The 24,556-nt window shown below is 71.5% G+C and carries 23 protein-coding genes and 1 riboswitch; of the genes, 7 read left to right on the top strand and 16 right to left on the bottom strand.

What is annotated here, in order from left to right; all coding sequences use genetic code 11:
* Positions 1-45: 45 nt before the first annotated feature.
* Both tssB and C7444_RS05670 read right to left on the bottom strand, forming a co-directional pair.
* Positions 46-552: a type VI secretion system contractile sheath small subunit gene (tssB, locus tag C7444_RS05675; RefSeq protein ID WP_110399869.1), complete on the bottom strand. Its 507-nt coding sequence runs from the start codon at positions 550-552 to the stop codon at positions 46-48.
* Between the two features lie 168 nt (positions 553-720).
* A riboswitch (cyclic di-GMP riboswitch) is annotated at positions 721-808 on the bottom strand.
* 202 nt (positions 809-1,010) lie between these two features.
* Positions 1,011-1,661 carry a response regulator transcription factor gene (locus C7444_RS05670; protein ID WP_170130645.1) on the bottom strand — a complete coding sequence of 217 codons (651 nt, stop codon included), beginning with the start codon at positions 1,659-1,661 and terminating at the stop codon, positions 1,011-1,013.
* Between the two features lie 46 nt (positions 1,662-1,707).
* Here C7444_RS05670 and C7444_RS05665 point away from each other — a divergent pair, with 46 nt between their 5' ends.
* Entirely contained in the window at positions 1,708-3,675 is a 1,968-nt protein-coding gene (locus C7444_RS05665; RefSeq protein ID WP_170130644.1) for a sensor histidine kinase, read from the top strand.
* Positions 3,676-3,693: 18 nt separating this feature from the next.
* Here C7444_RS05665 and C7444_RS05660 read toward each other — a convergent pair whose 3' ends face one another.
* Positions 3,694-4,830 (bottom strand): GGDEF domain-containing protein, encoded by a 1,137-nt coding sequence (locus C7444_RS05660; RefSeq protein ID WP_170130643.1) that lies wholly within the window; start codon positions 4,828-4,830, stop codon positions 3,694-3,696.
* A 213-nt stretch (positions 4,831-5,043) separates the two neighbouring features.
* Positions 5,044-5,817 carry a VOC family protein gene (locus tag C7444_RS05655; protein WP_211317488.1) on the bottom strand — a complete coding sequence of 258 codons (774 nt, stop codon included), beginning with the start codon at positions 5,815-5,817 and terminating at the stop codon, positions 5,044-5,046.
* Positions 5,818-5,994: 177 nt separating this feature from the next.
* On the opposite strand from C7444_RS05655, the gene arsC reads away from it, so the two are divergent.
* The gene (gene arsC, locus C7444_RS05650) at positions 5,995-6,435 is read left to right on the top strand and encodes an arsenate reductase (glutaredoxin) (protein WP_110399865.1); all 441 of its coding nucleotides are present in this window, start codon (positions 5,995-5,997) and stop codon (positions 6,433-6,435) included.
* Between the two features lie 30 nt (positions 6,436-6,465).
* On the opposite strand, the gene otnI is transcribed toward arsC, so the two are convergent.
* From otnI to C7444_RS05595, 11 genes are all read right to left on the bottom strand, one after another.
* A complete protein-coding gene (gene otnI, locus C7444_RS05645; RefSeq protein ID WP_110399864.1) occupies positions 6,466-7,266 on the bottom strand; it encodes a 2-oxo-tetronate isomerase in 801 nt (266 codons plus the stop codon).
* Positions 7,267-7,294: 28 nt separating this feature from the next.
* The gene (locus C7444_RS05640; RefSeq protein WP_110400046.1) at positions 7,295-7,978 is read right to left on the bottom strand and encodes a class II aldolase/adducin family protein; all 684 of its coding nucleotides are present in this window, start codon (positions 7,976-7,978) and stop codon (positions 7,295-7,297) included.
* Positions 7,979-7,992: 14 nt separating this feature from the next.
* Positions 7,993-9,282, bottom strand: a complete 1,290-nt coding sequence (gene otnK, locus C7444_RS05635; protein ID WP_110399863.1) for a 3-oxo-tetronate kinase — start codon at positions 9,280-9,282, stop codon at positions 7,993-7,995.
* 30 nt (positions 9,283-9,312) lie between these two features.
* Positions 9,313-10,329, bottom strand: coding sequence for a D-erythronate dehydrogenase (gene denD / locus C7444_RS05630; protein WP_110399862.1), 1,017 nt, complete (start codon positions 10,327-10,329; stop codon positions 9,313-9,315).
* A gap of 10 nt (positions 10,330-10,339) precedes the next feature.
* Positions 10,340-11,245: an L-threonate dehydrogenase gene (gene ltnD / locus C7444_RS05625; RefSeq protein WP_110399861.1), complete on the bottom strand. Its 906-nt coding sequence runs from the start codon at positions 11,243-11,245 to the stop codon at positions 10,340-10,342.
* Between the two features lie 32 nt (positions 11,246-11,277).
* The gene (locus C7444_RS05620; RefSeq protein ID WP_110399860.1) at positions 11,278-12,594 is read right to left on the bottom strand and encodes a TRAP transporter large permease; all 1,317 of its coding nucleotides are present in this window, start codon (positions 12,592-12,594) and stop codon (positions 11,278-11,280) included.
* 49 nt (positions 12,595-12,643) lie between these two features.
* On the bottom strand, positions 12,644-13,135 hold the full coding sequence (locus C7444_RS05615) for a TRAP transporter small permease (RefSeq protein WP_110399859.1): 492 nt from the start codon (positions 13,133-13,135) through the stop codon (positions 12,644-12,646).
* Positions 13,136-13,261: 126 nt separating this feature from the next.
* Positions 13,262-14,239: a TRAP transporter substrate-binding protein gene (locus tag C7444_RS05610; RefSeq protein WP_211317487.1), complete on the bottom strand. Its 978-nt coding sequence runs from the start codon at positions 14,237-14,239 to the stop codon at positions 13,262-13,264.
* A 125-nt stretch (positions 14,240-14,364) separates the two neighbouring features.
* Positions 14,365-15,186, bottom strand: a complete 822-nt coding sequence (locus tag C7444_RS05605; RefSeq protein WP_110399858.1) for a FadR/GntR family transcriptional regulator — start codon at positions 15,184-15,186, stop codon at positions 14,365-14,367.
* 129 nt (positions 15,187-15,315) lie between these two features.
* Positions 15,316-16,731 carry a cytochrome c oxidase accessory protein CcoG gene (gene ccoG / locus C7444_RS05600; protein ID WP_110399857.1) on the bottom strand — a complete coding sequence of 472 codons (1,416 nt, stop codon included), beginning with the start codon at positions 16,729-16,731 and terminating at the stop codon, positions 15,316-15,318.
* Positions 16,732-16,878: 147 nt separating this feature from the next.
* Positions 16,879-17,550 carry a hypothetical protein gene (locus C7444_RS05595; RefSeq protein ID WP_110399856.1) on the bottom strand — a complete coding sequence of 224 codons (672 nt, stop codon included), beginning with the start codon at positions 17,548-17,550 and terminating at the stop codon, positions 16,879-16,881.
* A gap of 74 nt (positions 17,551-17,624) precedes the next feature.
* Here C7444_RS05595 and C7444_RS05590 point away from each other — a divergent pair, with 74 nt between their 5' ends.
* The 3 genes from C7444_RS05590 to C7444_RS05580 all read left to right on the top strand — a co-directional run bounded on the left by C7444_RS05590 (position 17,625) and on the right by C7444_RS05580 (position 21,242).
* A complete protein-coding gene (locus tag C7444_RS05590; RefSeq protein WP_110399855.1) occupies positions 17,625-19,064 on the top strand; it encodes an aminotransferase-like domain-containing protein in 1,440 nt (479 codons plus the stop codon).
* A gap of 146 nt (positions 19,065-19,210) precedes the next feature.
* Positions 19,211-20,785, top strand: coding sequence for a methyl-accepting chemotaxis protein (locus tag C7444_RS20860; protein WP_110399854.1), 1,575 nt, complete (start codon positions 19,211-19,213; stop codon positions 20,783-20,785).
* Between the two features lie 34 nt (positions 20,786-20,819).
* Complete coding sequence (locus C7444_RS05580) at positions 20,820-21,242, top strand: bacteriohemerythrin (RefSeq protein WP_110399853.1); 423 nt, start codon at positions 20,820-20,822, stop codon at positions 21,240-21,242.
* Here C7444_RS05580 and C7444_RS05575 read toward each other — a convergent pair.
* Entirely contained in the window at positions 21,228-22,628 is a 1,401-nt protein-coding gene (locus C7444_RS05575) for an aminotransferase-like domain-containing protein (protein WP_110399852.1), read from the bottom strand. The two genes, C7444_RS05580 and C7444_RS05575, sit on opposite strands and share 15 nt — an antisense overlap.
* Before the next feature lie 360 nt (positions 22,629-22,988).
* Here C7444_RS05575 and C7444_RS05570 point away from each other — a divergent pair, with 360 nt between their 5' ends.
* Entirely contained in the window at positions 22,989-23,471 is a 483-nt protein-coding gene (locus C7444_RS05570) for an MSMEG_0572/Sll0783 family nitrogen starvation response protein (RefSeq protein ID WP_110399851.1), read from the top strand.
* A 24-nt stretch (positions 23,472-23,495) separates the two neighbouring features.
* Positions 23,496-24,512, top strand: coding sequence for a Nit6803 family nitrilase (locus C7444_RS05565; RefSeq protein ID WP_110399850.1), 1,017 nt, complete (start codon positions 23,496-23,498; stop codon positions 24,510-24,512).
* Positions 24,513-24,556 lie beyond the last annotated feature (44 nt).

Here is a 24,556-nt window from a genome sequence, read left to right as displayed (position 1 = left end):
TCTGGTCAGGTTCTTGGACGGCAGGACGATGGCGTGCGGGCCGCCTCAGGCGGCGGGCGTGCCGGCGTCGGCCTGGCGGCGCAGCGTCTTGAGCTCTTCGGTGTTGCTGACGATGTCGTCGAGCAGCGCGTCGAGCTCGTCGTTGCCGTCGAGCTTGGCGAGCAGGTCGCGCAGCTGCTGGCGGGCCTCGAGCAGGCGGGCCAGGCGCGGCACCTGGGTGACGATCGCCTCGGGGTGGAAGTCCTCGAACGAGCTGAAGTTCAGCTCGACCTTCAGCTGGCCTTCGCCCTTGAGCGTGTCGGGCACCGACAGGTCCAGGCGCGGTGCGATGCGGGCCATGATCTCGTTGAAGTTCTCGCCGTCGATCTCGACGAAGCGGCGGTCCTTGAGCTTGGCCGGCGGCGTCAGGGGCTGCCCGCTGAGGTCGGCCATCAGACCCACGACCAGCGGCAATTCCTTCTTCTCCACCGCGTCGCCGAGTTCGACGTCATAGGTGATCTGGACACGTGGCGGGCGGTTGCGACCGACCCACTTCTGCAGACTGTCTGCCATGGGAACTCCTATTTCTCACACACACGAGGTTGACGAGCGCAGGGGGCTGGTCACGTGCGTCGATCGGGAGCGCAGAGGTCCGGGGCAGGCCGGGAGGCCAGGTCAGCGGCTCGGGTGCCGGAGGACTCGGGCGGTGTGGGCGGGGCGCACGACCGGGATCGATCTTCCAGTGGCAACCCCGCTGTCATGGCCTCTTCAGGCGGTAGACCGGTGGCTTTGCGACCCCGGCTTTCGCACGGGTGGGCCCTGATCACCGGAGAGGCCCGCAGCGGCTCGTGGCACGCACCGGTCCCGTCCAGCCGGCGGGAACTGATCCGCCGGGAACATGGCCTGTCCGCACACCGGTTGCGGCAGGACACGTTCATCACATGAGGGTCGAATGTGCCCGGTAAACCGCCGCCGCGACATCACGCGAAACACGGGATGCCGCAGGAAGGACGCGGAACAGGAATTAGTGCTCAGCCCAGCAGCCGGCGCAGCTCGACCCGCGAGTTGATGCTCAGCTTGCGGTAGATCTTGCGCACGTGGGTGTCGACCGTGGTGGGGGCGATCTCGAGCTGCGCGGCCACTTCCTTGTCGGTGTAGCCCCGCGCGAGCAGGCGCAGCACCTCGACCTCGCGCTGAGAGAGCTTCTCCATCATCGCGCCGGGCACGGCGCTGGCGCTCGGCGCCACGGCCTGGCCATGGCCGCGGAACTCGGTCAGCAGCTGGCGGGCGATGCTCGGCGTGATGGGGGAGCCGCCGGCCATCACCTGGCGCACCACGTTGAGCAGCTCGTGGTCGATGGTCGACTTCAGGATGTAACCCTGTGCACCCGCGCGGATCGCCTCGAGCGCTTCGGCCGGGGACTCGACCGAGGTGATCACCAGGATCGGCAGGTCGGCGCGGTCCTGGGCGATCTGCTGGATCAGGTCGACGCCCCGCAGCGTGCCCAGGTGCAGGTCGACCACGGCCAGCTGCCAGTCGGCGCGGTGCAGCTGCCACGCCTGCAGGCCTTCATTCAGTCCGTGCGTGACATGTACCCGCAAATCGCCGGCGCTGCGCAGCACGCCGCTGGCCCACTGCGCAAAATGGAGATCGTCCTCCACCAGCAGGACGTTCGGGCGCAATGCTGCACGTGGCACAGGTCTGGTTCATCCGTCGAGAAGTATGAAGATGATTATGCCGTCCCGCCCCGCGGCCCTCGATTCCGGTCCGGCTCCCGAGGCCGGGCGCAGCGGCCGCCGGGGGCGGTGGCGCACCCGGCTGCGACAGGCGCTGGCGGGCCTGCTCGGGCATCCGATGGTGCCGCGTGGCCTGGCGGCGCTGCTGATCAGCCTGGTCCTGCTGGCCCTGTTCGTGCGGCCCCCGGTGGGCAGCAGCCAGGGCGAGCAGGCGCTGCGCTGTCCCGAGGGGGATCCGGACTGCCGGCCGATCGTGTCGGCGCAGGTCGACGGCGTGTCCCGTGCGCTGCCCCACGTGGTGCCGGTGGACGCCGGCGGACCGGCCGACGTGACCTACCGCGTGCGCTTGGACCTGCCCTCGGCGATCGAGGGCTCGGGCCGCCTGGGCGTCTGCATGCCGCGCAGCCCGCTGCTGAGCGAGGTGAGCCTGGATGGCCGCTCCGTGCTGCGTGACACGCCCGACGCCGTGGCGGCGCTCAGTTTCGCGCGACCGCTGCACGTGCTGCTGGGCGGCGATCTGGCGGCCGGCCCCCACGAGCTGCTGCTGCGCGTGCGGGCCCCGCCTGGGCTGGCGCCCGGACTGGGGGCCTTCCTGCTCGGCGACAGCGACGTGATGCGCGAGTCCTGCACCGTGATGGCCCGGCAGGCGCACGACCGCAGCCACAGCATCGCCTGGGTGATGGCCACCCTCGGCGTGGCCGGCCTGATGCTGTGGTGGACGCTGGGTGAGCGGGCCGCGCTCTGGCTGGCCCTGACGGCCCTGGCCTGGGTGAGTCACCTGCTGCACATCTCCACGGCCTGGATCGACATGAGCCTGGACGACTGGAGCCTGATCTTCTTCGCCTCGCGGGTGGCCTTCATCGCCCCGATGCTGCTGTTCGCGCTCTGTTTCGCGTCCTTCCCGGACGGTCGCCTGCGCTACTGGATCGGCGGGCTCTACACCGGCGGCCTGCTGGTGCTGTGCGGCCTGCCGGTCGTGCACCGAGAGGACTGGCTGATCGCGATGGCGCTGGTTTCGCTGCCGCTGGCCCTGATGGCCCAGGCCGCGCTGCTGCACCGCGTCTGGCGCGAGTTCTCGGTCTCGCGCCTGCTGATGACGCTGTCGTTCGCGCTGATGCTGCTGGCCCACGTGCTCGACCTCGGCAGCTGGTGGTCGGTGTCGAGCTACGGCTCCCGGGCCTGGTCCTACGTCGCCGTGCCGCTGCTGTGCATCGCCTTCGGCATGCACCTGATCGAGCGCCTGGTCGGCGTCGCCCGGCTCGAGGCCCGCACCGCGGTCAAGCTCCAGCGTGAGGTCGACGCCCAGCGGGTGCGCATCGCCGCCGACTACGAGCGGCTGCAGCAGCAGCGCGAGCAGCTCGTCGTGCTGGAGGAGCGCCGGCGCATCATGCGCGACATGCACGACGGCCTGGGTGCCCACCTGCTGTCGGCCAGCGCGATGCTGCGCACCCGCGAGTCGCTCGAGGTGGCCCAGGTGGCCGAGCTCTTCGACGATGCGCTCAAGGAGCTGCGCAGCGTGCTCGACGTGCTGTCGGTCGATCCGTCCAGCGATCCGGAGGACGATCCGATCTCGGCCCTGCTCGGCACGCTGCGCTGGCGCATGGCGCCGGCCCTGCAGACCCGGGGCACGGCGCTGCACTGGCACTGCGACGCGCTGCCCGCCCGTTTCCTGCGCCAGGACGCCGAGCGCATGCACCTGCTGCGGCTGCTGCAGGAGGCGTTCTCGAACGTGCTCAAGCATGCGCAGGCCGGGTCGGTCCGCTTCGCCGCCCACTGCCGGCCCGACGGCGCGATCACCATCGAGGTGCACGACGACGGCTGCGGTTTTGCCGTGGTGGCCACACGCGGCATCGGCCTGGACTCGATGCGCGCCCGGGCGGCGGCCATCGGCGCGCGCCTCACGGTGCGCAGCGATGCCGGCCGGGGCACGGTCGTCGCTCTCGACTGGCCGCCGGCCTGAGGCGGGCGGCGCCGGCCCTCACGCGCCGGCGATCGGCGGCGCCAGCTCCGTGCGGTTGCGTCCCATCGTCTTGGCCCGGTACATGGCCTGGTCGGCCCGCTCGATCGCCGCGTCGATGTCGTGCATGCCCCGGCAGGGCGACAGGCCGGCCGAGAAGGTGATCACCAGCGACGGGTGCACGTCGGTCAGCGGCTGCCGCAGCGCAGCCTGGCGCAGCCGCTCGGTGCGCTCGATCCCGGCCTCGACCGAGGTCTCGGGCAGCATCAGCAGGAACTCCTCGCCGCCCCAGCGACCGATCACGTCCCGCTCGTCCAGCGTCCGGGTGGCCAGGTTGGCGAAGGCCTGCAGGGCCAGGTCGCCGGCCTTGTGACCGAAGGTGTCGTTGATGCGCTTGAAGTGGTCCAGGTCCACGACCAGCAGGCACATCGGGCGCGCGCCACGCTGCATGTGCGAGCTCTGCGCCGTCAGCTGCTCGATCATCGCGCGGCGGTTCAGGATGCCGGTCAGCTCGTCGCGGGAGGCGAGCCGGTGGATGCGCTCGAGCGCCTCGGTCAGGTCGGCGCGCTGCTGCAGCAGCCGGGTGCGCAGCCGGCCGAAGCGCGAGGACAGCGTGACCACGCCCGCGGCGATGATGGCCGCGGAGCCGAAGTGGATCAGCTCCACCTGGGGGGGGTAACGCTGCGGGTCCGTCCGTGTCTTGTAGGCCATCACGCCGCTCAGCAGCATGAAGCCCAGCCAGCCCAGCGTCCGCGACTCCCGGGGGCTCAGCGCGAACATGCCGAACACCAGGATCAGCAGCATGATCGAGATCACCGCCCCGCGTGCGGGCCCGTGGATGCCGTAGGACCAGGCGATGGCGACCAGCGCGAAGGTGATCTGCAGCACCGTCATGCTGGGGTCCCGGATGCCCGGCAGCCGCAGGTCGGCCCGCATCATCGCCACGAACAGCACCGCGCCGGTGAGGCCGAAGACGGTCAGCGCATGGGAGGCCTGCCGGTCGATCAGCCCCATTTGCACCTCGACATGCTGGGCCACCGCGAACATCAGGAAGACCAGCAGCGACATCAGGCTCATCACCGTGCGCGTGCGCACCCCGCCGGCGGGTCCCAGCAGGAAGGTCGTCAGGCTGAACGGGGCATCGGCGGTCGCATCCATGTCCGGTTTTCGGCCGGCGGACCGCAACATTGAGCCCGCGCCGGGGTTCCGGTGGACTTGTCCCCCGTTGGTGTGGGCAAGTCTGTGGGCAAGATGTGGGTGGCCGTGATCGGGGCTTGCCAGTGCTGGATCTTTCCTGGATTGCCTCACGAAGAGGCAGCCGCGGGCGTCGACCTGCCGCCGCCCGGCGCGTGGACGGCGCCAGGGCCCCGCTCAGGCCCGCGGCCCGACCAGCGCGAACATCGCGCCCTGCGGGTCCAGCCCCTGCACGATCCAGCTGCCGCCCGGCACCTCGTGCGGGCCGTGCAGGATCTGCCCGCCGTGCGTGCGGACCCGCTCCACCGCGGCGTCGATCGACTCGACGTTCACGTAGAACAGCCAGCACGGGCGTGGCATGCCCTCGCTCTTCGTCATCACGCCGCCCACCGCCTCGCCGCCCGTGGTGAACAGCTGGTAGACCCCCATCGGGCCCATGTCCATCGCCTCGTCGGCGGTCCAGCCGAACTGGTCCTGGTAGAAGCGCAAGGCCTCGGGCCCGTCGCCGGCGTGCAGCTCGTGCCAGCCCACATGACCGGGCGTGCCGGGCTCGGCCTGGGCCGGGGCCTGCGGCGTCGCGCCGCGGAACAGCACGAAGGGTGCACGCTGCGGATCGGCCACGACCGAGAAGCGGCCCACGCCCGGGATGTCGTCGGGCGGGACATGGATCGAGCCCCCGGCGGCCACGACCCGCCGTGCCGCCGCGTCCACGTCGTCCACGCCGAGGTAGCCGATCCAGCCGGGCAGGGCGCCGGCGGCGCGGGCCGCTTCGTCCAGCGCCATCAGCCCGCCGATCGGGGTCGATCCCGCCGACAGGATGGTGTAGCGCATGCCGGGCATGCCGGCGTCCTGCATCTGCCAGCCCAGCACCGCCTGGTAGAAGTTCTCGGCGGCCGCGGCGTCGGCGGTCATCAGCTCGTACCAGACGAAGGGACAGGGTGAACGGGGCATCTTGGCGTCTCCGGGAGGGCAGCGACGAGGCCGGCCGACGGGCTGTGACCGGTGCGGGCCTGCATCGTAAGCCGGGCGGCAGGCGCGCGGCGCATCCCGGATGCGGTCGAGGGGTCTCGTCGACGCTGCCGTTCGGGCGTATGGTGCGTGGCTTGCGACCTGACTTCGAGACCGACCGTGACCGATACCCGAACTGCCATCACGATCTACCACAACCCCGCCTGCGGCACCTCGCGCAACACCCTCGAGATGATCCGCAACAGCGGGGTCGAACCGGTGATCATCGAATACCTGAAGACCCCTCCCGGCCGCGACGAGCTGGTGGCGCTGATCGCCGCGATCGGCCTGTCGCCGCGCGAGCTGCTGCGCAGCAAGGGCACGCTGCATGACGAGCTGCAGCTCGATCGCCCCGAATGGAGCGACGATCAGCTGATCGACTTCATGGTGGCCCACCCGATCCTGATGAACCGCCCGATCGTCGTCACCCCGCTGGGCGCGCGGCTGTGCCGGCCGTCCGAGCGGGTGCTCGACCTGCTGCCCTCGGCCCAGCAGCGCGCCTTCACGAAGGAGGATGGCGAGGCCGTGGTCGACGAGCGGGGGCAGCGCATCGTGCGCTGACGCCGGGGGCCTGTCCCCCGGGCGCGCCCGTCACGGGCGCCAGCCCAGCCCCGCCGTCGTCGCGCCGGGCTGCGGGCCGAGCCGGGGCCGGTACTCGCAGCCCACCCAGCCCTGCCAGCCGCAGGCCGCCGCCACCTCGTCGATCACCTCGAACAGGTAAGGGTGGTTCAGCTCGCCCAGGTCGGGCTCGTGGCGCATGGGCACGCCGGCGATCTGGAAGTGCCCCACCCGGCCGGTGGGCAGGTACTGGCGTATCTTCATCGCCACGTCGCCTTCGACGATCTGGCAGTGGTAGAGGTCGAACTGCACCTTCAGGTTGGCGGCACCGATGGCCTGCACGATGCGGTGGGCCTCGTCCTGGCGGTTCAGAAAGAAGCCGGGGATGTCGCGGGGGTTGATCGGCTCGATCAGCACGTCGCGGCCGTCGCGGGCGGCCCGCCCGGCGGCCCAGGCCAGGTTGGCCTCGTAGGTGGCCTGCAGCGCCGCGCGTTCGACGCCGGCCGGGGCCAGGCCCGCCATCACGTGCACGCGCGGGCAGTCCAGCGCCTGGGCGTATTCGAGCGCCTGCTCGAAGCCGGCGCGGAACTCGGCCTCGCGCCCGGGCAGGCAGGCCAGGCCACGTTCACCCGCCTCCCAGTCGCCCGGCGGCGCGTTGAACAGCACCTGCTGCAGGCCGTGGTCGGCCAGTCGGGCGGCGAGCTCGCCCGCGGCGAAGGCGTAGGGGAACAGGTACTCGACGCCCTGGAAACCATCGGCGGCAGCCGCGCCGAAGCGGTCGAGGAAGGCATGCTCGTTGTAGAGCATGGTCAGGTTGGCGGCAAAACGGGGCATGGTCAGGATCCTCCGGAGGGGGTCACGGTCACCAGCTGGCGCCGAAGACCTGGCGCAGCTCGTCGATCTGGGGCGCGCCCAGCGGGGGGATGCGGGTGAGCAGGCACAGCCGGGCGGTCTCCTCCAGCTCCTCCAGCGTGGCCATGGCCGCCGCGGGGTGGTCGTGCCAGACGTTCGGGCCCAGCCGGGCCAGCATCACCGCCCGGATCGGGTGGCCGGCGGCGGCATGGCGTTCGATCGCCCGGGCCACGCACTCGGCCGCTTCCGGGGCGCCGGGCCGATGGTAGGGGATGTGCGGCACATGGCCGACCTTCATCACGAAGTAGGGCGTGACCGCGGGCAGCAGCTCGGCGTCGTCGGCCAGCCGGCCCCCCGCCGCGCCGTCGGCCTGCAGCGAGCAGGCCACCAGGTGGGTGCTGTGGGTGTGGATGACGCAGCGTGCGGCCTGGCCGGTGGCGGCGCTGGCCGCATAGATGCGCCGGTGCAGCACGATGGTCTTGCTGCCCCGGTCGCCCGAGACCTGGCGGCCCTCGGCGTCCAGCCGGGCCAGGCGGTCCGGCTCCAGCGTGCCCAGGCAGGCGTCGGTGGGCGTGATGAGGTAGCCGTCGGCCAGGCGCACGCTGATGTTGCCGGCGGTGGCGTGCACGTAGCCCCGCTCGAACAGCGAGCGGCCGACCCGGCAGATCTCGTCGCGGGCCGTGCGTTCGTCCAGGAAGGCGGGGCCGTTCATGCCGCGTCCTCCGCCAGCAGGCCGAAGGCCTTGGTGAAGAAGTCGGGCGTGCCGAAGTTGCCGGACTTCAGCGTGAGGTGCAGGCCCTGCGCCGCGACGGGCGAGACCGCATGGCACCAGGGCACGCCGGGGTCGATCTGCGCGCCGATGTGCAGCTGGGCGATGCCCAGGGCCTGCACGCAGGCGCCCGAGGTCTCGCCGCCGGCCACCAGCAACTGGCCCACGCCCTGCTCGACCAGGCCCTTGGCGATGGCCGCGATGCCGCGCTCGACCATCGCGCCGGCTTCTTCCACGCCCAGCCGGCCCTGGATGGCGCGCACGGCCTCGGGCTCGGCGGTGGAGTAGATCAGCACGGGCGCCGCCGGCGCGCCGGCCAGCTGGCCCGCGGCCCAGGCCAGGGCCTCGGCGGCCACGGGCTCGCCGGCGGCCATGCGCAGCGGGTTCAGCGCCAGGGCCTGGCCGCCCCGCGCGATGAAGTCGGCCACCTGGCCGTTGGTGGCCACCGAGCAGCTGCCCGAGACGATGGCCCGGCGGCCGCGCGCCGGCGGCAGCTCGGCCGTCTGCGGTGATGGCGTCAAGCCGAAGTTGCCCGGCAGGCCGATGGCCACGCCCGAGCCGGCGGTCAGCAGCGGCAGGTCCTTCAGCGCGGGAGCCAGGCGCAGCAGGTCGGCGTTGCTCACCGCATCGACGATGGCCATGGCCACGCCCTGCGACTTCAGCTCGGCGATCCGGGCCCGGATGGCCGCCTCGCCCTGCGCCACCACCGTGTGGTCGATCAGGCCGACCCGGCGCCGCGTCTGCGCCTGCAGCACCCGCACCAGGTTGGCGTCCGTCATCGGCGTGAGCGGGTGGTTCTGCATGCCGCTTTCGTTCAGCAGCCCCTCACCGGCGAACAGGTAGCCCTTGAAGACCGTGCGCTTGTTGTCCGGAAAGGCCGGCGTGGCGATGGTGAAGTCCGTGCCCAGCGCGTCCATCAGGGCTTCGGTGACGGGGCCGATGTTGCCCGCCGGCGTGCTGTCGAAGGTGGAGCAGTACTTGAAGTAGATCTGCTGCACGCCCTGGGCCTGCAGCCAGCGCAGCGCGGCCAGCGACTGCTCGACGGCCTCGGCCGCGGGCACGGTGCGCGACTTGAGCGCCACCACCACGGCGTCGGCCGTGGCGTCCAGCGGACCGTCGGGCACGCCGATGGTCTGCACGGTGCGCATGCCGTTGCGCACCAGGTTGTTGGCCAGGTCGGTGGCGCCTGTGAAATCGTCGGCGATGCAGCCGAGCAGCGGTCGGGTCATGGTCAGGATTCCGATGGGGTCAAAGAGGTGTCAAACCGGCATCAAAGGCAGGCGCACGGCTTCGGGGTGGTCGCTGACATAGGACTGCAGCAGTGCGTCGACGGTCGGGTCGGGCAAGAGGCCCAGGCCACGCGCGCGGGCCGCATCAAAACGGCTGGGCCAGCCGCCGACGATGGCGGCGATGCGGGCGTCGGGCTGCCAGTCCAGCAGGGCGGTGGCCGCCGGGCCGGCCAGGCGCTCCAGCGCGGCGGCGATCTCGCCCACCGTGGTGGACAGCGCCGGCAGGTTGAGCGCGGTGCGCGGACCCCAGTCGGCCTCGCCGGTCTCGAGCGCCGTCAGCAGGCCGGCCACGGTGCGCCCGGGCGAGGCCAGCGCGACCGGCGTGCCGGCGGCCACCGGCACCACGGCCCGTCGGCCGGCCAGCGGTTCACGCACCATGCCGCTGAGGAAGCTGGAGGCCGCGCCATTGGGCCGTCCGGGCCGCACGGCCACCGTCATCAGGCGCACGCAGCGGCCCTGCACCAGGCGGCGGCGGCTGAAGTCGGCCACCAGCTGCTCGACCATGAACTTCTGGATGCCGTAGCTGCCCTGCGGCGTGGGCAGGCTGTCGTCGCCCACCGGCTCGGGCAGCGGCAGGCCGGGCATGCCGCCGAACACCGCCACCGAGCTGGCCGCGACGAACACCGGAGCCTGGCCGGCATGGCGCGCGGCCTGCAGCAGCGCACGGCTGGCGTCGAGGTTGCTGCGCAGGCCCAGGTCGAGGTCGGCCTCGCAGTCGCCGCTGACGGCCGCGGCCAGGTGCACGACGGCGTCCACCCCGTCCAGACCGAGCTCGCCGCTGGCCAGCAGCGCGTTGAGCTCACCCGTCACGAACCGGACCCGAGCCTGGGCCTGCAGGTCGGCCGGCGGGGGCACCAGGTCGGTCAGCAGCAGGCGGGTCAGGGGCTGCGTGCGCCCGCCCGCCAGGGCCAGGCCGTCCCGGGCCAGCAGCGTGCGGGCCAGGCGGGCGCCCAGGAAGCCGCTGCCACCGGTGATGAGGATCTGCATCGTGGCCTCCTCAGGCGGGCGAGCCCGGCAGGGTGATGCCGGGAAAGATCTTGATCACGGCCGAATCGTCCTCGCGGCCGTAGCCGGCGGTGCTGGCCTGCATGAACATCTGGTGCGCGGTGGCCGACAGCGGCAGCGGGAATTTGCTCGCGCGCGCCGTGTCGAGCACCAGGCCGAGGTCCTTGACGAAGATGTCCACGGCCGACAGCGGCGTGTAGTCGGCCGCCAGCACATGGGCCATGCGGTTCTCGAACATCCAGCTGTTGCCGGCGCTGTGGGTGATGACCTCGTAGATGTCCTCGGCCTTCACGCCTTCGCGCAGGCCCAGCGCCATGGCCTCGGCCGCGGCGGCGATGTGCACGCCGGCCAGCAGCTGGTTGATGATCTTGACCTTGCTGCCGTTGCCGGCACGGTCGCCCAGGCGGTAGACCTTGGCGGCCATGGCCTCCAGCGCGTCGCCGGCCTTGGCATAGGCGGCGGGCGTGCCGGCGGTCATCATCGTCATCTCGCCGGAGGCCGCCTTGGCGGCACCGCCCGAGATGGGCGCATCCAGGTAGAGCAGGCCCAGGTCCGCCAGGCGTGCCTCCAGCGCCACCGACCAGTTCGGGTCCACGGTGGAGCACATGATGAACAGGCTGCCCGGCCGCATCGCGGCGGCCGCGCCACCGTCACCGAACAGCACGGCCTCGGTCTGCGCGGCGTTGACGACCACGCTGACCAGCACCTCGCAGTGCGCGGCCACCTCGGCCGGGCTGGCGCAGGCCACGCCCCCTTCGGCGGCAAAGGCCTGTGCGGCTTCGGGCCGCACGTCGCAGACGTGCACGAGGTGGCCGGCGCGGCGCAGCGAGGCGGCCATGCCGCGGCCCATGGCGCCCAGGCCGATGACGCCGATGTGGAGGGAAGCTGGAGTCGTCATTTCGGTTCTCGATGCAAGGGGGTCCATGGGGGTCATTGCGGGCCGATGGCGGGCGCGATGGCGGCTGCGGGTGCGGCGAACACGAGGTCACGCAGCGCCAGGCTGATGGAGGGAACGTAGGTGACCAGCATCAGGCAGCCGATGATCACCAGCACGAAGGGAATCAGGTGCCTGACGATCTGGTCGAGCGAGATCCTGGCGACCGTGCAGGCCGCGAAGAGGTTGACGCCGAAGGGCGGCGTGATCATGCCCAGCGCCAGGTTGACGACCATGATGGTGCCGAAGTGCACCGGATCCACGCCGAAGTGCACGGCCACCGGCACCAGGATCGGAGCCAGCACGATGATGGCCGCCGAGGTCTCGATGAACATGCCGATGACGAACAGCGCGGCGTTCACGCCCAGCAGGAACCACATCGGCGACTTCAGCACCTCGCTGAGCCACTCGCCGATGGCCTCGGGCACGCCGGCCCGGGTGATGATGAAGGCGAACAGGCCGGCGTTGGCGATGATGAACATGATCACCGCGCTGGAGATCACCGACTTGCGCAGCACCGGCAGCAGGTCGCGCCACGACAGCTCACGGTGGATCAGCATGCCCACGATCAGCGCGTAGAACACCGCCACGACCGACGCCTCGGTGGGCGTGAAGACCCCGCCGTAGATGCCGCCGAGGATGATCACCGGCATCAGCAGCGCCCAGGCCGCGTCCAGGCTGGCCCGGCCCACGCCGAGGCGGCCGTCGCCGTCGTTCTTGCCCCAGCCCTTGTAGCGGCAGTACAGGTGCACGAACAGCATCAGCGCGCCGCCGATCAGCAGGCCCGGACCGAAACCGGCGATGAACAGCTCGCCGATCGAGACCTCGGCGGACACGCCGTACAGGATCATCGGGATCGACGGCGGGATGATCACGCCCAGCTCGGCCGAGGTGGCCTGCAGCGCGGCGGCGTAGGCCGTCGGGTAGCCGTGCTTGATCAGCGCCGGGATGAGCACCGCGCCGATGGCGAAGGTGGTCGCCACCGACGAACCCGAGACGGCCGCGAAGATCATGCAGGTGAGCACGCAGGTCATCGGCAGACCGCCCTGCACGCCGCCCACCAGGCTCTTGGCGAACTCCACCAGCCTGCGGCTGATGCCGCCGGTCTCCATGAGGTTGCCGGCGAAGATGAAGAACGGGATCGCGGCCAGCGGGAACTTGTCGATGGCCGTGAACATTTCCTTGGGGGCGAGCACCAGGCGTTCGGGGTCGAACACGGCGATGCCCAGCATGCCGGCGCCGCCGATGGACACGGCGATCGAGATGCTGAAGGCAAAGCCCAGCATCATGGTGACGAGCAGGGTCAGAGACATGGGGGAATCCTGAGGGCGACGGAGGAAGGGCGGGCGGCGGCAGCGTGGCTCACTGGGCGTTCTCCAGCTCCTCGTACACCGGGTCGAGGTGGTTGGCGATCACCGCCACCATGCAGAAGAATGCCCCCACCGGCAGGGCGGCATAGGCCCAGGCCATGGACAGGTCCATCGCCGCGAAGCTCTGGAAACGCACGCGCGAGGTCAGATCGATGCCTTGCCAGAGCAGCACGGACAGGTAGGCCAGTGCGGTGCTGGTGATGATCCAGCGCACCGCGTCGCGCCAGCGGCCCTTGGCCGTGCGCAGCATCAGGTCCACCGACACCAGCGCACCGCGGCGGAAGGCCACCGCGATGCCCAGCATCACGCACCAGACCAGCAGCCGGCGCATCAGCTCCTCGGTCCAGGTCGAGGGTTCGGACAGGACGAAGCGGGCCAGCACCTGCCACATGCCCAGCATGCTGATGATCGCCAGCAGCGCGCAGGCGAGCCACATCGCCAGGCCGGTCAGCCAGCGGTCCAGGGTCAGAAACAGGGAGCGCATCGGGGGATCCAGAGTGAAGTCGGCGTCGTGGCACCGTTGACAGGGCGTGGGGGACCGCGCCCCGGCATCGGGGCGGTCGAGCATGGAGCGGAGCCGGCCGGGGTGTCGAGCCGGCTCCGGGTGAGGTCAGCGCACCGCCTGGATGGCCGCGATGTTGGCGGCGCCGAACTCCTTGGCGAACTCGGCATAGGCCGGCGCCACGGCCTTGCGGAAGCTGTCGCCATCGACCTTCTCGTCGATCTGCATGCCGTCCTTCTTGAGCTGCGCCAGGCCGTTGGCCTCGTCGTCGTTGACCTTCTTGCGGGACGCGGCGGCGCTCTTGCCGGCGGCCGCGGCAAAGACCTTGCGATCAGCCTCGTTGAGCCGCGACCAGACGCCCGGCGACGCCAGGATCAGCGCGGGCGAATAGACGTGGCCGGTCAGCGACAGGTACTTCTGCACCTGCGAGAACTTGGAGGCGAGGATCACGCCCACCGGATTCTCCTGCCCGTCCACGGTGCCCTGTTGCAGCGCGGTGAACAGCTCGGTCATGGCCATCGGCGTGGGCAGGATGCCGAAGGTCTTGTAGCCAGCCATGTGCACCTTGTTTTCCATGGTGCGCAGCTTCAGGCCGCCCGCGTCGGTCACGCTGTGGATGGGTCGCTTGTTGTTGGTCATGTGGCGGAAGCCGTTTTCGCTCCAGGCCAGCGCCACCAGGCCCTTGGCCGGGAACTTGGCCAGCAGGTCCTGGCCGATCTTGCCGTCCAGCGTCTTGCGGGCGTGGGTGTAGTCGCGGAACAGGAAAGGGATGTCGAGCACCTTGATGTCGGGCACGAAGTTGCCCACCGGGCCGGTCGAGGTGATCACCAGGTCCTGGGTGCCCAGCTGCACCGCCTCGACCTGCTCACGCTCGCCACCCAGGGAGCCGGCGGGGAACATCTGGCACTTGTAGCGACCCTGCGTGCCCTTGTCGATCTCGTCGCAGAACACGGTCGCCCCCACGTCGTAATGCGAGCCCTTGGCCAGCACGTGACCGATCTTCAGGACGGTCTGGGCCTGGAGCGGCGCGCACATCGTGGCGGCGGTCAGCGCGGCGGCGAACAGGACGGAGGTTCGGGTGGACATGGGGTCTCCTTCGGCGTTGGAATTCGGACCATGGCCACGCGGACTTGTTGTCACGTGGTCATGTTGTCGTACAAATTATCGCGTCGAGGTCGATCCGCTGAAATCCGGGTTTCTACGTGGTTACATCAGCGTCGGCGGGGGCGGCTGGGGGCCGCCTGGGGCGCGCCCAGTTCGGCCCGCAGCAGGTCGGCCAGCTTCAGGCCTTCGCGGGCCCAGAACGCCGGATCGGCCCGGCCGATGCGCTCGGCGGCATTGACCATGTGGGTCGTGCCGGCCCGCCGTGCAGCGACGCTGTCGCCGGCCTCGATGGCCGCGACGATGGCCGCGTGCTCCTGGCGCACCTCCTGCTCGAGGTCGCTGCGGGTGGCTTCGTTGGCGCGCGTGACACGGGTCGCGTCCAGCAGGAAATGGTTCAGGTAGGCCAGCGTCGACAGCAGGAAAGGATTGCGCGTGGCCGCGGCGATGGCGGCATGGAAGGCGACGTCCTCGGCCACGCCGTCACCGCCGGCGGCGACGGCCCGGTCCAGCTGGGCCAGCGTGGTCTTGATGCGCTGCAGGTCCTGGCCCGAGCGGCGCACGGCCGCCAGCGCGGCGGACTCCGCCTCGAGCGCCCGGCGCACCTCGACCATCTGGATCACCGCATCCATCGAGCCGTCCGGCTCCAGCGTCAGCTGCTCGAGCGCGGGCGCCGGGCTGTGCCGGACGAAGGCGCCCGAGCCCTGGCGCGACTCGATCAGCCCCAGCGTCTTGAGGCTGGACAGCGCCTCGCGCACCACGGTCCGGCTGACGCCGAAGCGGGTGGCCAGCGCACTCTCGGTGGGCAGGCGCTGGCCGGGGGGCAGCTGGCCGTCCCGGATGCTGACCACCAGCGCCTCGGCGAGTTGTTCGGAGAGGCGGGCGCCCACCCGCAGGGACGGGAGCTGGTCGAGGGGAAACGGGGTGTCCATGGGGGCGCGGGCGTGAGGTGGGTGTACAGGAATCTGTATGACAACCATATCACCGAGCCCGCATGATGCCTATGCTCCCCGGCCCCGGGGCATGGCCCCGGTCCACCCGCGGCGGGCAGCGGGTGGCGCTCAGCGGGGCACGACCAGCGTCGAGTCCGCGAGGGCCGTGTCGGTGCCGGTGGCCAGGTCCTGCAGCTCGAAGCGGATCGGCACGATCTGCCCGGCCAGCGCCTGGGCGGGACCGGCCTCGAGCTGCACGGTGACGCTCACGGTCCGTGCCTCGGCCGGGGCCAGCTGCAGGCGCGTGTCCGAGGCCAGCGCCAGTCCGTCCGGGCCGCGGACCTGCAGCTGCAGTTCACGCGGGGTGGCGCTGGCGTTCATCGCCTGCAGCCGGTAGACGTTCTCGATGCGGCCGTCCTCGACCTGGCGGGCCATCACGCCGCGGTCGCGCATCGCGTTCAGGCGCAGCGTCGGGCGCTGCAGCAGGCCGACGACCAGCGCGAGGCTGACCAGCCCGAGCAGGCCGCCGTAGATCAGCACGCGCGGGCGGGCCAGCTGCTGCCGCAGCGATCGCCGCGCCTGCGGCTCGCCGGCCATCTCGCGCTGCGTGGCCCAGCGGATCAGGCCGCGGGGCGCGCCGAGCTTGTCCATCACCGGATCGCAGGCGTCGATGCAGACGCCGCAGCTGATGCAGGCGGCCTGCAGGCCCTGGCGGATGTCGATGCCCACCGGGCAGACCTGCACGCACAGCGTGCAGTCCACGCAGGCGCCCAGGCCCCGGGCGGCCGCATCGCTGCCGCGGGCGCGGGCCCCGCGGGGCTCGCCGCGCAGGTGGTCGTAGGCCACGATCAGGGTGTCGCGGTCCAGCATCGAGCCCTGGAAGCGGCCGTAGGGGCACATGTGCTGGCAGACCTTCTCGCGCAGGAAACCGGCGTTGCCATAGGTGGCCAGGCCGTAGAACAGCGTCCAGAACCCTTCCCAGGGGCCCAGCGTGGCCGCCGGCACCGCCAGCGCCAGGCTGTGGATCGGCGTGAAGTAGCCCACCAGCGTGAAGCCGGTCCACAGGCTGAGCGTGCCCCAGGCCAGGTGCTTGCCTCCGCGGCGCAGCAGCTTGTCGGCGTTCCAGGGGCTCTGGTCGAGCCGCTGCCGGGCCCTGCGGTCGCCCTCGCAGCGGTGCTCGATCCACATGAACAGCTCGGTGTAGACCGTCTGCGGGCAGCTGAAGCCGCACCACACCCGTCCGGCCACCGTGGTCGCGAAGAACAGCAGCAGCGCGCTGATGACCAGCAGCCCGGTCAGGTAGATCAGGTCCTGCGGGTAGAGCACCGCGCCGAAGAGGTGGAAACGTTCGTGCTCCAGGTCGAAGAGCACGGCCTGGTGGCCGTCCAGCGTCAGCCAAGGCAGGCCGTAGAACACCAGCTGGGTGATCCAGACCATCGCCCACCGCCAGCGGGTGTGCAGGCCGGTGACCGCCCGCGCGTGGATCTTGCCGTCGGTTGCGGAGCGGTCGGGAACGAGGGGAATGACGCGATGGGGCTGGGACATGGCAGGGCCGTTCGTGGGGGGGCGGCGCAACAGGCGCCGCGGCAGCAGGCTGGGGTGTGTCAGGTGCGGCAGGTGCCTCGTGGCGGGGCGTGCGGGCCGCGGGTTCGGCGAGGCACCCGAAGGGCCGAACCCGCCAGGCCGGAGATCTCAGGGTGAGGCGGTCGTGCGGCCGCGCCGGGCGTCGTGGCGCAGGCCGCCGGACAGCGCGTCGGCCACGGCCTGCAGCTGCTGCGGCAGGTCCGGGCCGGCCAGCCATTCGTCCTCGCGCCAGTGCACCCGGTCGACGTGCAGCGCCGCGGTGCGGCTGTCCGGCGGCGCGCTGCGGTCGGGCTCCAGGCGCAGGCCGCTGTCCTCGCTGCCCAGCAGCACCCAGACCGGCGGCTCATCGCCCAGCCGCACCGGCGTGACCACCGACCAGCCGATCCACTGCAGGTTGGCGACCCCGGCCAGCGTGCCGTGCAGCAGCCAGCCGCGGCCGGTGTCGGTGCCCTGCAGCGCCGGCCCGCTCAGCGAGGCCGGCAGCGTGCCGGCGTGTTCGCCGCTGAGCAGGTCGCCCAGCCGGTGCTCCCGCAGGCCGATGTTGGGCGAGCGCACCAGCGCCTCGATCGCCAGGCGCTGCGCGCGCAGCACCCGGGCCGCGGCCGGCGAGCGCCGACCCAGGGCGGCGGCGCCCTCGGCCAGGTCCTGCAGCGTGCCCGCACCGCCCAGCGCCGCCGGCACGGCGCAGCGCAGCAGCCCCGAGTCGACGACCCGGCGCAGGGTGTCGAGCCCGGCGGTGGCCGGGGAGCGGGCGGTCGATGAGGCGGCGGGCGTGGACATGCGCTGATGGTGCCCAGCGGGCATCTGATCTGTAAGATGCAGATACATTGAAAATCGACCGGATCAGATGAGCGATGAGCGCCGCGGCCCCGACCCTCTACGAACAGCTGGCCGAGGAGCTGGCCGACGGCATCCGTGACGGCGTGCTGCGGGCGGGCGAGCGCCTGCCGTCGGTGCGCCAGACCTGCCGCCAGCGGGGCATCAGCCCGTCGACGGTGTTCCAGGCCTACGGCCAGCTGGAGTCCGACGGGCTGATCGAGGCCCGTGCCCGCTCGGGGTTTTTCGTGCGCGCCGACCGGCCTGCCGCACGCGCGGCACCACGGGCGGCCGAGCCTCGCCACGACGCCACGCCGGTGGCCGTCAGCGAGCTGGTGTTCGAGCTGCTGGGCTCGACCCGCGACGCCGACGTCGTGCCGCTGGGCTCGGCCTTCCCGGCGCCGCACCTGTTCCCCTTCGAGGCGCTGGCGCGGTCGGGCGCGCGGGCGATGCGCCGGCTCAAGCCGGCCCAGATCACCGGCGCGCTGACCGTGGGCGAGAGCCAGCTGCGCCAGGCGCTGCGCCACCGCTGCACGCTGCAGGGCGTGCCGCTGGCCGACGACGAGCTGGTCATCACCAACGGCGCGATGGAGGCGCTGAACCTGTGCCTGCAGGCCGTGACCCGGCCGGGCGACGTGGTGGTGGTCGAGTCCCCCACCTTCTACGCCGCGCTGCAGGCGCTCGAGCGGCTGGACCTGCGGGCGGTCGAGGTGCAGACCGATCCGCGCGACGGGGTCGATCTGGAAGCGCTGGAGGCCCTGCTCGACCGCCAGCCGGTGGCCGCCTGCTGGTTCATGCCCAGCTTCCAGAATCCGCTGGGGGCGCTGATGCCGGTCGCCCGCAAGCAGGCGCTGGTCGAGCGGCTGGCCCGGCGCGCCATCCCGCTGATCGAGGACGACGTCTACGGCGAGCTCTACAGCGGCACCCGCCGCCCGCCGCCGGCCAAGGCCTTCGACCGGGCCGGCCTGGTGCTGCACTGCGCGTCGTTCTCGAAGAGTCTGGCCCCGGGCTACCGGGTCGGCTGGGCCGCCGCCGGGCGTTTCGCGCCGGTCGTGCAGCGGCTGAAGACGATGACCTCGCTGGCCACCTCGCTGCCCCCGCAGCTGGCCATCGCCGACTACCTCGCCCAGGGCGGCTACGACCGCCACCTGCGCCGCCTGCGCGAGGCCCTGGCGGTGCAGCAGCAGCGTGCGCTGCGCCTGATCGAGCGGCATTTCCCGGCCGGCACCCGCGTGACCCGGCCGGCCGGCGGCTATTTCCTGTGGCTGGAGCTGCCCGCCGGCGTCGACGCGCTGCAGCTGCACCGCCAGGCCATGGCGCGTTCCATCAGCACCGCCCCGGGCGTGCTGTTTTCCGCCGACCGGCGCTTCACCCACCACCTGCGCCTGAACGTCGGCCACCCCGACGATCCCCGCTTCGAGTCGGCGCTGCGCCAGCTGGGCGAGCTGGCGCACGAGGCGATGGCCGCGGCGCCTTGACCGAGGCGGGTCGGCAGGCTTGTTCCAGATCAAGAATACGATCGGAACCCGCTGCGCGGTGCTCGAAGGGGCTCAAGGCCCGGACGGCGGTGTCGAAGTCCCGGGGCATGAGTCTTTTCCTCCCCGCACGACAGGAGCGCCGTGTCATGAAGTTCGCAGATACCCGCATCGGCACCCGCCTGGGCGTCGGATTCGCCCTGGTCCTGGCCATGATGGTGCTGGCCGTGGGCATCGCCATCGTGCGTTTCTCCAGCCTGCAGCAGGCCAACCAGAGCCTGATCGACAAGGAATGGGTCAAGGCCGAGGCCGCCCATGTGGTCGACACCACCGCCCGCGCCAACGCGCGGCGCACGATGGAGCTGCTGATCGCGGCCGATCCGCAGCAGCAGGCCCGCATCCGCGACCACATCGCCGAGAACCGGCGCACGGTCGACCAGGCCCTCCAGACGCTGGACCGGCTGGTCTACCTGCCGCAGGGGCGCACGCTGCTGGTGGCCCTGCAGCAGGCCCGCGCGCGTTACGTCGAGTCCTTCTCGCGGGTGGCGGCGCTGGTGGGCGAAGGCCGCCGCGACGAGGCCATCGAGCTGATGAACCGCCAGACGCTGCCGGCCATCGATGCGCTGCAGGCCACCATCAGCGCGCTGAGCGACTTCCAGAAGCAGATCGTGATGCAGCGCTCGGCGCAGATCCAGGACGAGATCACCTCGGCCCACCGGCTGATGGTCGTGCTGGCGGTCGTGGCGACCCTGTGCGGAGCGGGCATGGCGATCTGGATCACGCGTTCGGTGACCCGGCCGATGCAGCGCGCGGTGTCGGTGGCGCGCACGGTGGCCTCGGGCGACCTGAGCAGCCGCATCGAGGTGCACACGGACAACGAGACCGGCCAGCTGCTCACCGCGCTGCGCGACATGAACGGCAGCCTGGTGAAGATCGTCGGCGAGGTGCAGAACGGCTCGATGGCCATCTCCACGGCCACCGGCCAGATCGCCGCGGGCAACCAGGACCTGTCGCAGCGCACCGAGGAGCAGGCCGCGGCGCTGGAGCAGACCGCCGCCTCGCTGCACGAGCTGGCCGACACGGTCAAGGCCAACTTCGAGAGCGGCCGCCACGCCAACGCGCTGGCCGAGGCCGCCGCCGAGGTGGCCGTCCAGGGCGGGGCCGTGGTGGCGAAGGTGGTGGACACGATGGAGGCGATCGACCTGTCGTCCCGGCGCATCGCCGACATCATCGGGGTCATCGACGGCATCGCCTTCCAGACCAATCTGCTGGCCCTGAACGCGGCGGTGGAAGCCGCCCGTGCCGGCGAGCAGGGCCGCGGCTTCGCGGTGGTGGCCGGCGAGGTGCGCACGCTGGCGGGCCGCTCGGCCGATGCGTCGCGGCAGATCAAGGCGCTGATCGGCGAGTCGGTGGCCAACGTCAGCCAGGGCTGCAAGCTGGTGGAGCAGGCCGGCAGCACGATGGACCAGATCGTGGTGAGCGTGCGCCGGGTGGCCGACATCATGGGCGAGATGAGCCAGGCCAGCGAGGAGCAGTCGGCCGGGCTCGACCAGATCAACCAGGCCATGGGCCAGATGGACCAGGTCACGCAGGGCAATGCGGCGCTGGTCGAGGAGTCGGCCGCGGCGGCCGAGTCGCTGGCCGGCCAGGCCCGCCTGCTGGTGCAGGTGGTCAGCGCCTTCCGGCTGGAGTCGGGCCGCGGCCTGGCGCTGGCCCCGGCCTGAGCCACCGCCCTCGTTTCAGGAGCGTGTGAACCCCATGGCTTATTTCCTCTGGGCCGACGACATGGCCATCGACCACGGCGTGATCGACGCCGACCACCAGCGCCTGATCGAGCAGCTCAACACGCTGCACGGCGCCACCAGCCAGGGCGAGGGCCAGTCGGTCGTGGCCGGGCTGCTGGAGGCGCTCGTCGCGAGCACGCGCGAGCACCTCCAGCGCGAGGAGCAGATCATGCAGGCGCTGGGCTTTCCCGACCTCGAACGCCACCTGCGTGGCCATGCGGCGTTCGTCGCCCGCCTGCTCGAGCTGCAGGCGCAGTACGCCGCCGGGCGCATCACCACCGCGTCCCGGCTGTCGACGCTGCTGCGCGACTGGCTGTCGCTGCACATCCGGCGGGCCGACAAGTCGCTGCAGCGCCTGATCGCCGAGCGGGCCGCCCAGGCCTCAGCCCGCCGCTGACGACGGGCCGGTCCGGCAGCGCTCGATCGCGTCCTCGACCGCCTGCAGCGCCCGGCCGCAGTCGTTGCGGGTGAGCGCGCCGCCCAGGCACAGGCGCAGCCCCTCCGGCGGCTGTCGATCGGTCGAGAAGGCGCTGCCCGCCACCGCCGCGACCCCCAGCGTGCGCAGCGCCCCGGCCATGTCGCTGGCCACGCAGCGGCCGTCGTCGGGCACGGCCAGCGGCAGCCAGGCGTGGAAGCCGTTGGGCTGGGTGCGCACGCCATGCCGCCCCAGCCGCTCGCGCATCAGCGTGCTGCGCCAGCCGCATTCCGCCCGCACGGCCGCCAGCACCTCGCCGGCCTGGCCCTGCTCGAGCCATTCGGCCACCACCGCGTTGATGAAGGGCGAGGCCATCACCGTGGTCGCCCGCAGCGCCCCGGCCAGGCGCTGGTGGGCCGCCGTGCTGGGCGCCAGCACCTGGGCGGTGCGCACCCCCGCGCCCAGCCATTTCGACAGGCCGCTGATGTAGTAGGTCAGTCCGGGCGCGTAGTCGGCCAGCGTCGGCGGGATGGCCGCGGGCAGCATGCCGTAGGCGTCGTCCTCGATCAGCGGGATGCTGTAGCGCAGCGCGATGTCGGCGATCTGCTCGCGGCGGCGCATCGGCAGCGTGGCGGTGGTCGGGTTGTGCAGGTTGGGGCACAGGTAGAGGGCGGCGACCGGCGTGCTGCGGCAGGCGGCCTCGAACTCGTCGGGCAGCAGACCCTGCTCGTCCATGGCCAGCGGGTGCAGCTGCACGCCCAGCTGGGCGGCGATCGCCTTCATGCCGGGGTAGACCATCGACTCGACGCACAGGCTCTGGCCGGGGCGCACCAGCAGCGAGGTCAGGGCCAGCAGCACGCCGTGGATGCCGGGGGCGACCAGCACCCGCTCCGGCGTGGCCTCGGGCACCCATTGCGCCAGCCACTGCGCCGCCAGGCTGCGGTCGCGGGCCGTGCCGCCGAAGTCCTGGTAGCGCATCAGGTCGTGCAGCGGCGTGCCGGAGATGACCGCCGCGGCCCGCTCCTGCAGCCGCTGCATCGCCGGGTGGTCCTCGATCTCCGGCGGCAGGTTCATCGTCATCTCGGCGCCGGTGCCCGCCCGCAGCGGCAGGCCGATGAAGGAGCCGCGCACATAGGAGCCCATCCCCGGGCGCGAGGCGATCAGGCCCCGCTCGCGCGCCTGAGCAAAACCTCGCACGACGGTGGTGTAGTTCAGCTGCAGCGTGGTGGCGAGCTGGCGCAGCGGCGGCAGGCGCTCGCGCGGCGCCAGCCGGCCCTGCTGCAGATCCTCGGCGATCAGCTCCGGGATGAGCTGGTAGGCGGGCAGCTGGCTGCTCCTGAGGCGGTGGATCCAGTGGCTGAAGGGCATGGGTGAACGGAAGGGGTGCCACGCCGGACGGCATCGGCAGACCGCTTCGAGTGTGCCTGTCGCAAGGGCTGATCGCATCGGTTTCCCCACGCAGGACAGGGTGCAGCACGGTGCACGGACCCCATTGATCGGGTGCATTGATTGCATCGCCGCCCGATCGGCTTTGGTGCATGGCCGCGGCGCGGCGCGGCCGCCGCGCCGGCCCGCCGCGGGCCTGACGCCCTTTTGATCGGGTCTTGATCGGCTGCCCGGCCGAGGCCGTGGCATGTCCGTCGCAATGAGGCAGGTGTCCGGCTCCCGCTGGCCACCCCGGGCTCCCGACGAGCCCGTTCCATCACCTGACGCTGTACGAGGAAGCTCATGCCCAAAGTCACCCACCCCGCTGCCCAGAAGGGCGATTTCCTGGTCGACTACGAAGAGAAGGTGTTTGAAGACGTGAAGGCCGAGCCGGGCGAAAAAGCCCTGGTCACCTTCCACACCGTCGCCTTCGAAGGCTCGATCGGTTTCGTCAACCTGCTGCAAGCCACCCGCCTGCAACGCAAGGGCTTCGAGACCTCGATCCTGCTCTACGGCCCGGGCGTGACGCTGGGCGTGAAGCGCGGCTTCCCCAAGCTCGGCGACGAGGCCTTTCCTGGCCACCAGAACTTCAACAACCAGATCACCAAGTTCATCGCCGAAGGCGGCAAGGTCTACGCCTGCCGCTTTGCGCTGCAGGCGCTCTATGGTCACGGCGAAGGCGCGCTGATCGAAGGCATCCGCCCGATCAACCCGCTGGACGTGCTGGACATCGTGCTGCTGCACCGCAAGCAGGGCGCGTTCATCCTCGACACCTGGACGCTCTGACGCGCAGCCCCCGGAGCATTCGACATGGCTGAGATGAAACGTTTCGTGCGGGCCGCAGCGGCCCAGATCGCCCCCGACCTGGACAGCGCCGACGGCACCCTGGCCCGCGTGCTGGAGGCGATCCGCGACGCCGCCCGCCAGGGCGTGCAGCTGATCGTCTTCCCCGAGACCTTCGTGCCTTACTACCCGTACTTTTCCTTCATCCAGCCCCCGGTGCTCCAGGGCCCGGCCCACCTGCTGCTGATGGAGCGCGCGCCCACCGTGCCCGGCCCGCTCACCGATGCGGTGGCCGCTGCCGCCCGCGAGGCCGGCATGGTGGTGGTGCTGGGCCTCAACGAGCGCGACCACGGCAGCCTCTACAACACACAGCTGATCTTTGATGCCGATGGGCAGCTGCTGCTCAAGCGCCGCAAGATCACGCCCACCTACCACGAGCGCATGGTGTGGGGGCAGGGCGATGGTTCGGGCCTCACCGCGGTGGACACGCGCGTCGGCCGCGTCGGCGCGCTGGCCTGCTGGGAGCACTACAACCCGCTGGCCCGCTACGCGCTGATGGCCGAGCACGAGGAGATCCACTGCGCGCAGTTTCCCGGCTCGCTGGTGGGGCCGATCTTTGCCGAGCAGATGGGCGTGACCATCCGCCATCACGCGCTCGAATCGGGCTGCTTCGTGGTCAACGCCACCGGCTGGCTGCACGAGGCGCAGATCCGCGCCATCACGCCCGACGAGAAGCTGCAAGGCGCGCTGCGCGGCGGTTGCCACACGGCCATCGTGTCGCCCGAAGGCAAGTACCTGGCCGAGCCGCTGACCGAGGGCGAAGGCCTGGTCATCGCCGACCTCGACATGGCGCTGATCAGCAAGCGCAAACGCATGATGGATTCGGTCGGCCACTACGCCCGGCCCGAGCTGCTGAGCCTGGCCATCCGCCGCGAGGCCACGGCCACCACACGCGCTTGGGGCGACGCCGCACCCGCCAGCCCTGCCGCCGCCTCATCGCCGGCCACCGAGCCGTCCGTTGACCCGCTGCGCCGGGCCGCTTGAGCCCGCCCGCGCTGCTCTCCCCCTTTGATCTGGAGTCGCCATGA

The organism is Sphaerotilus hippei (genome assembly GCF_003201595.1).
GTDB lineage: Bacteria > Pseudomonadota > Gammaproteobacteria > Burkholderiales > Burkholderiaceae_C > Sphaerotilus > Sphaerotilus hippei.
This window is presented reverse-complemented; position numbering and strand designations above follow the sequence as displayed.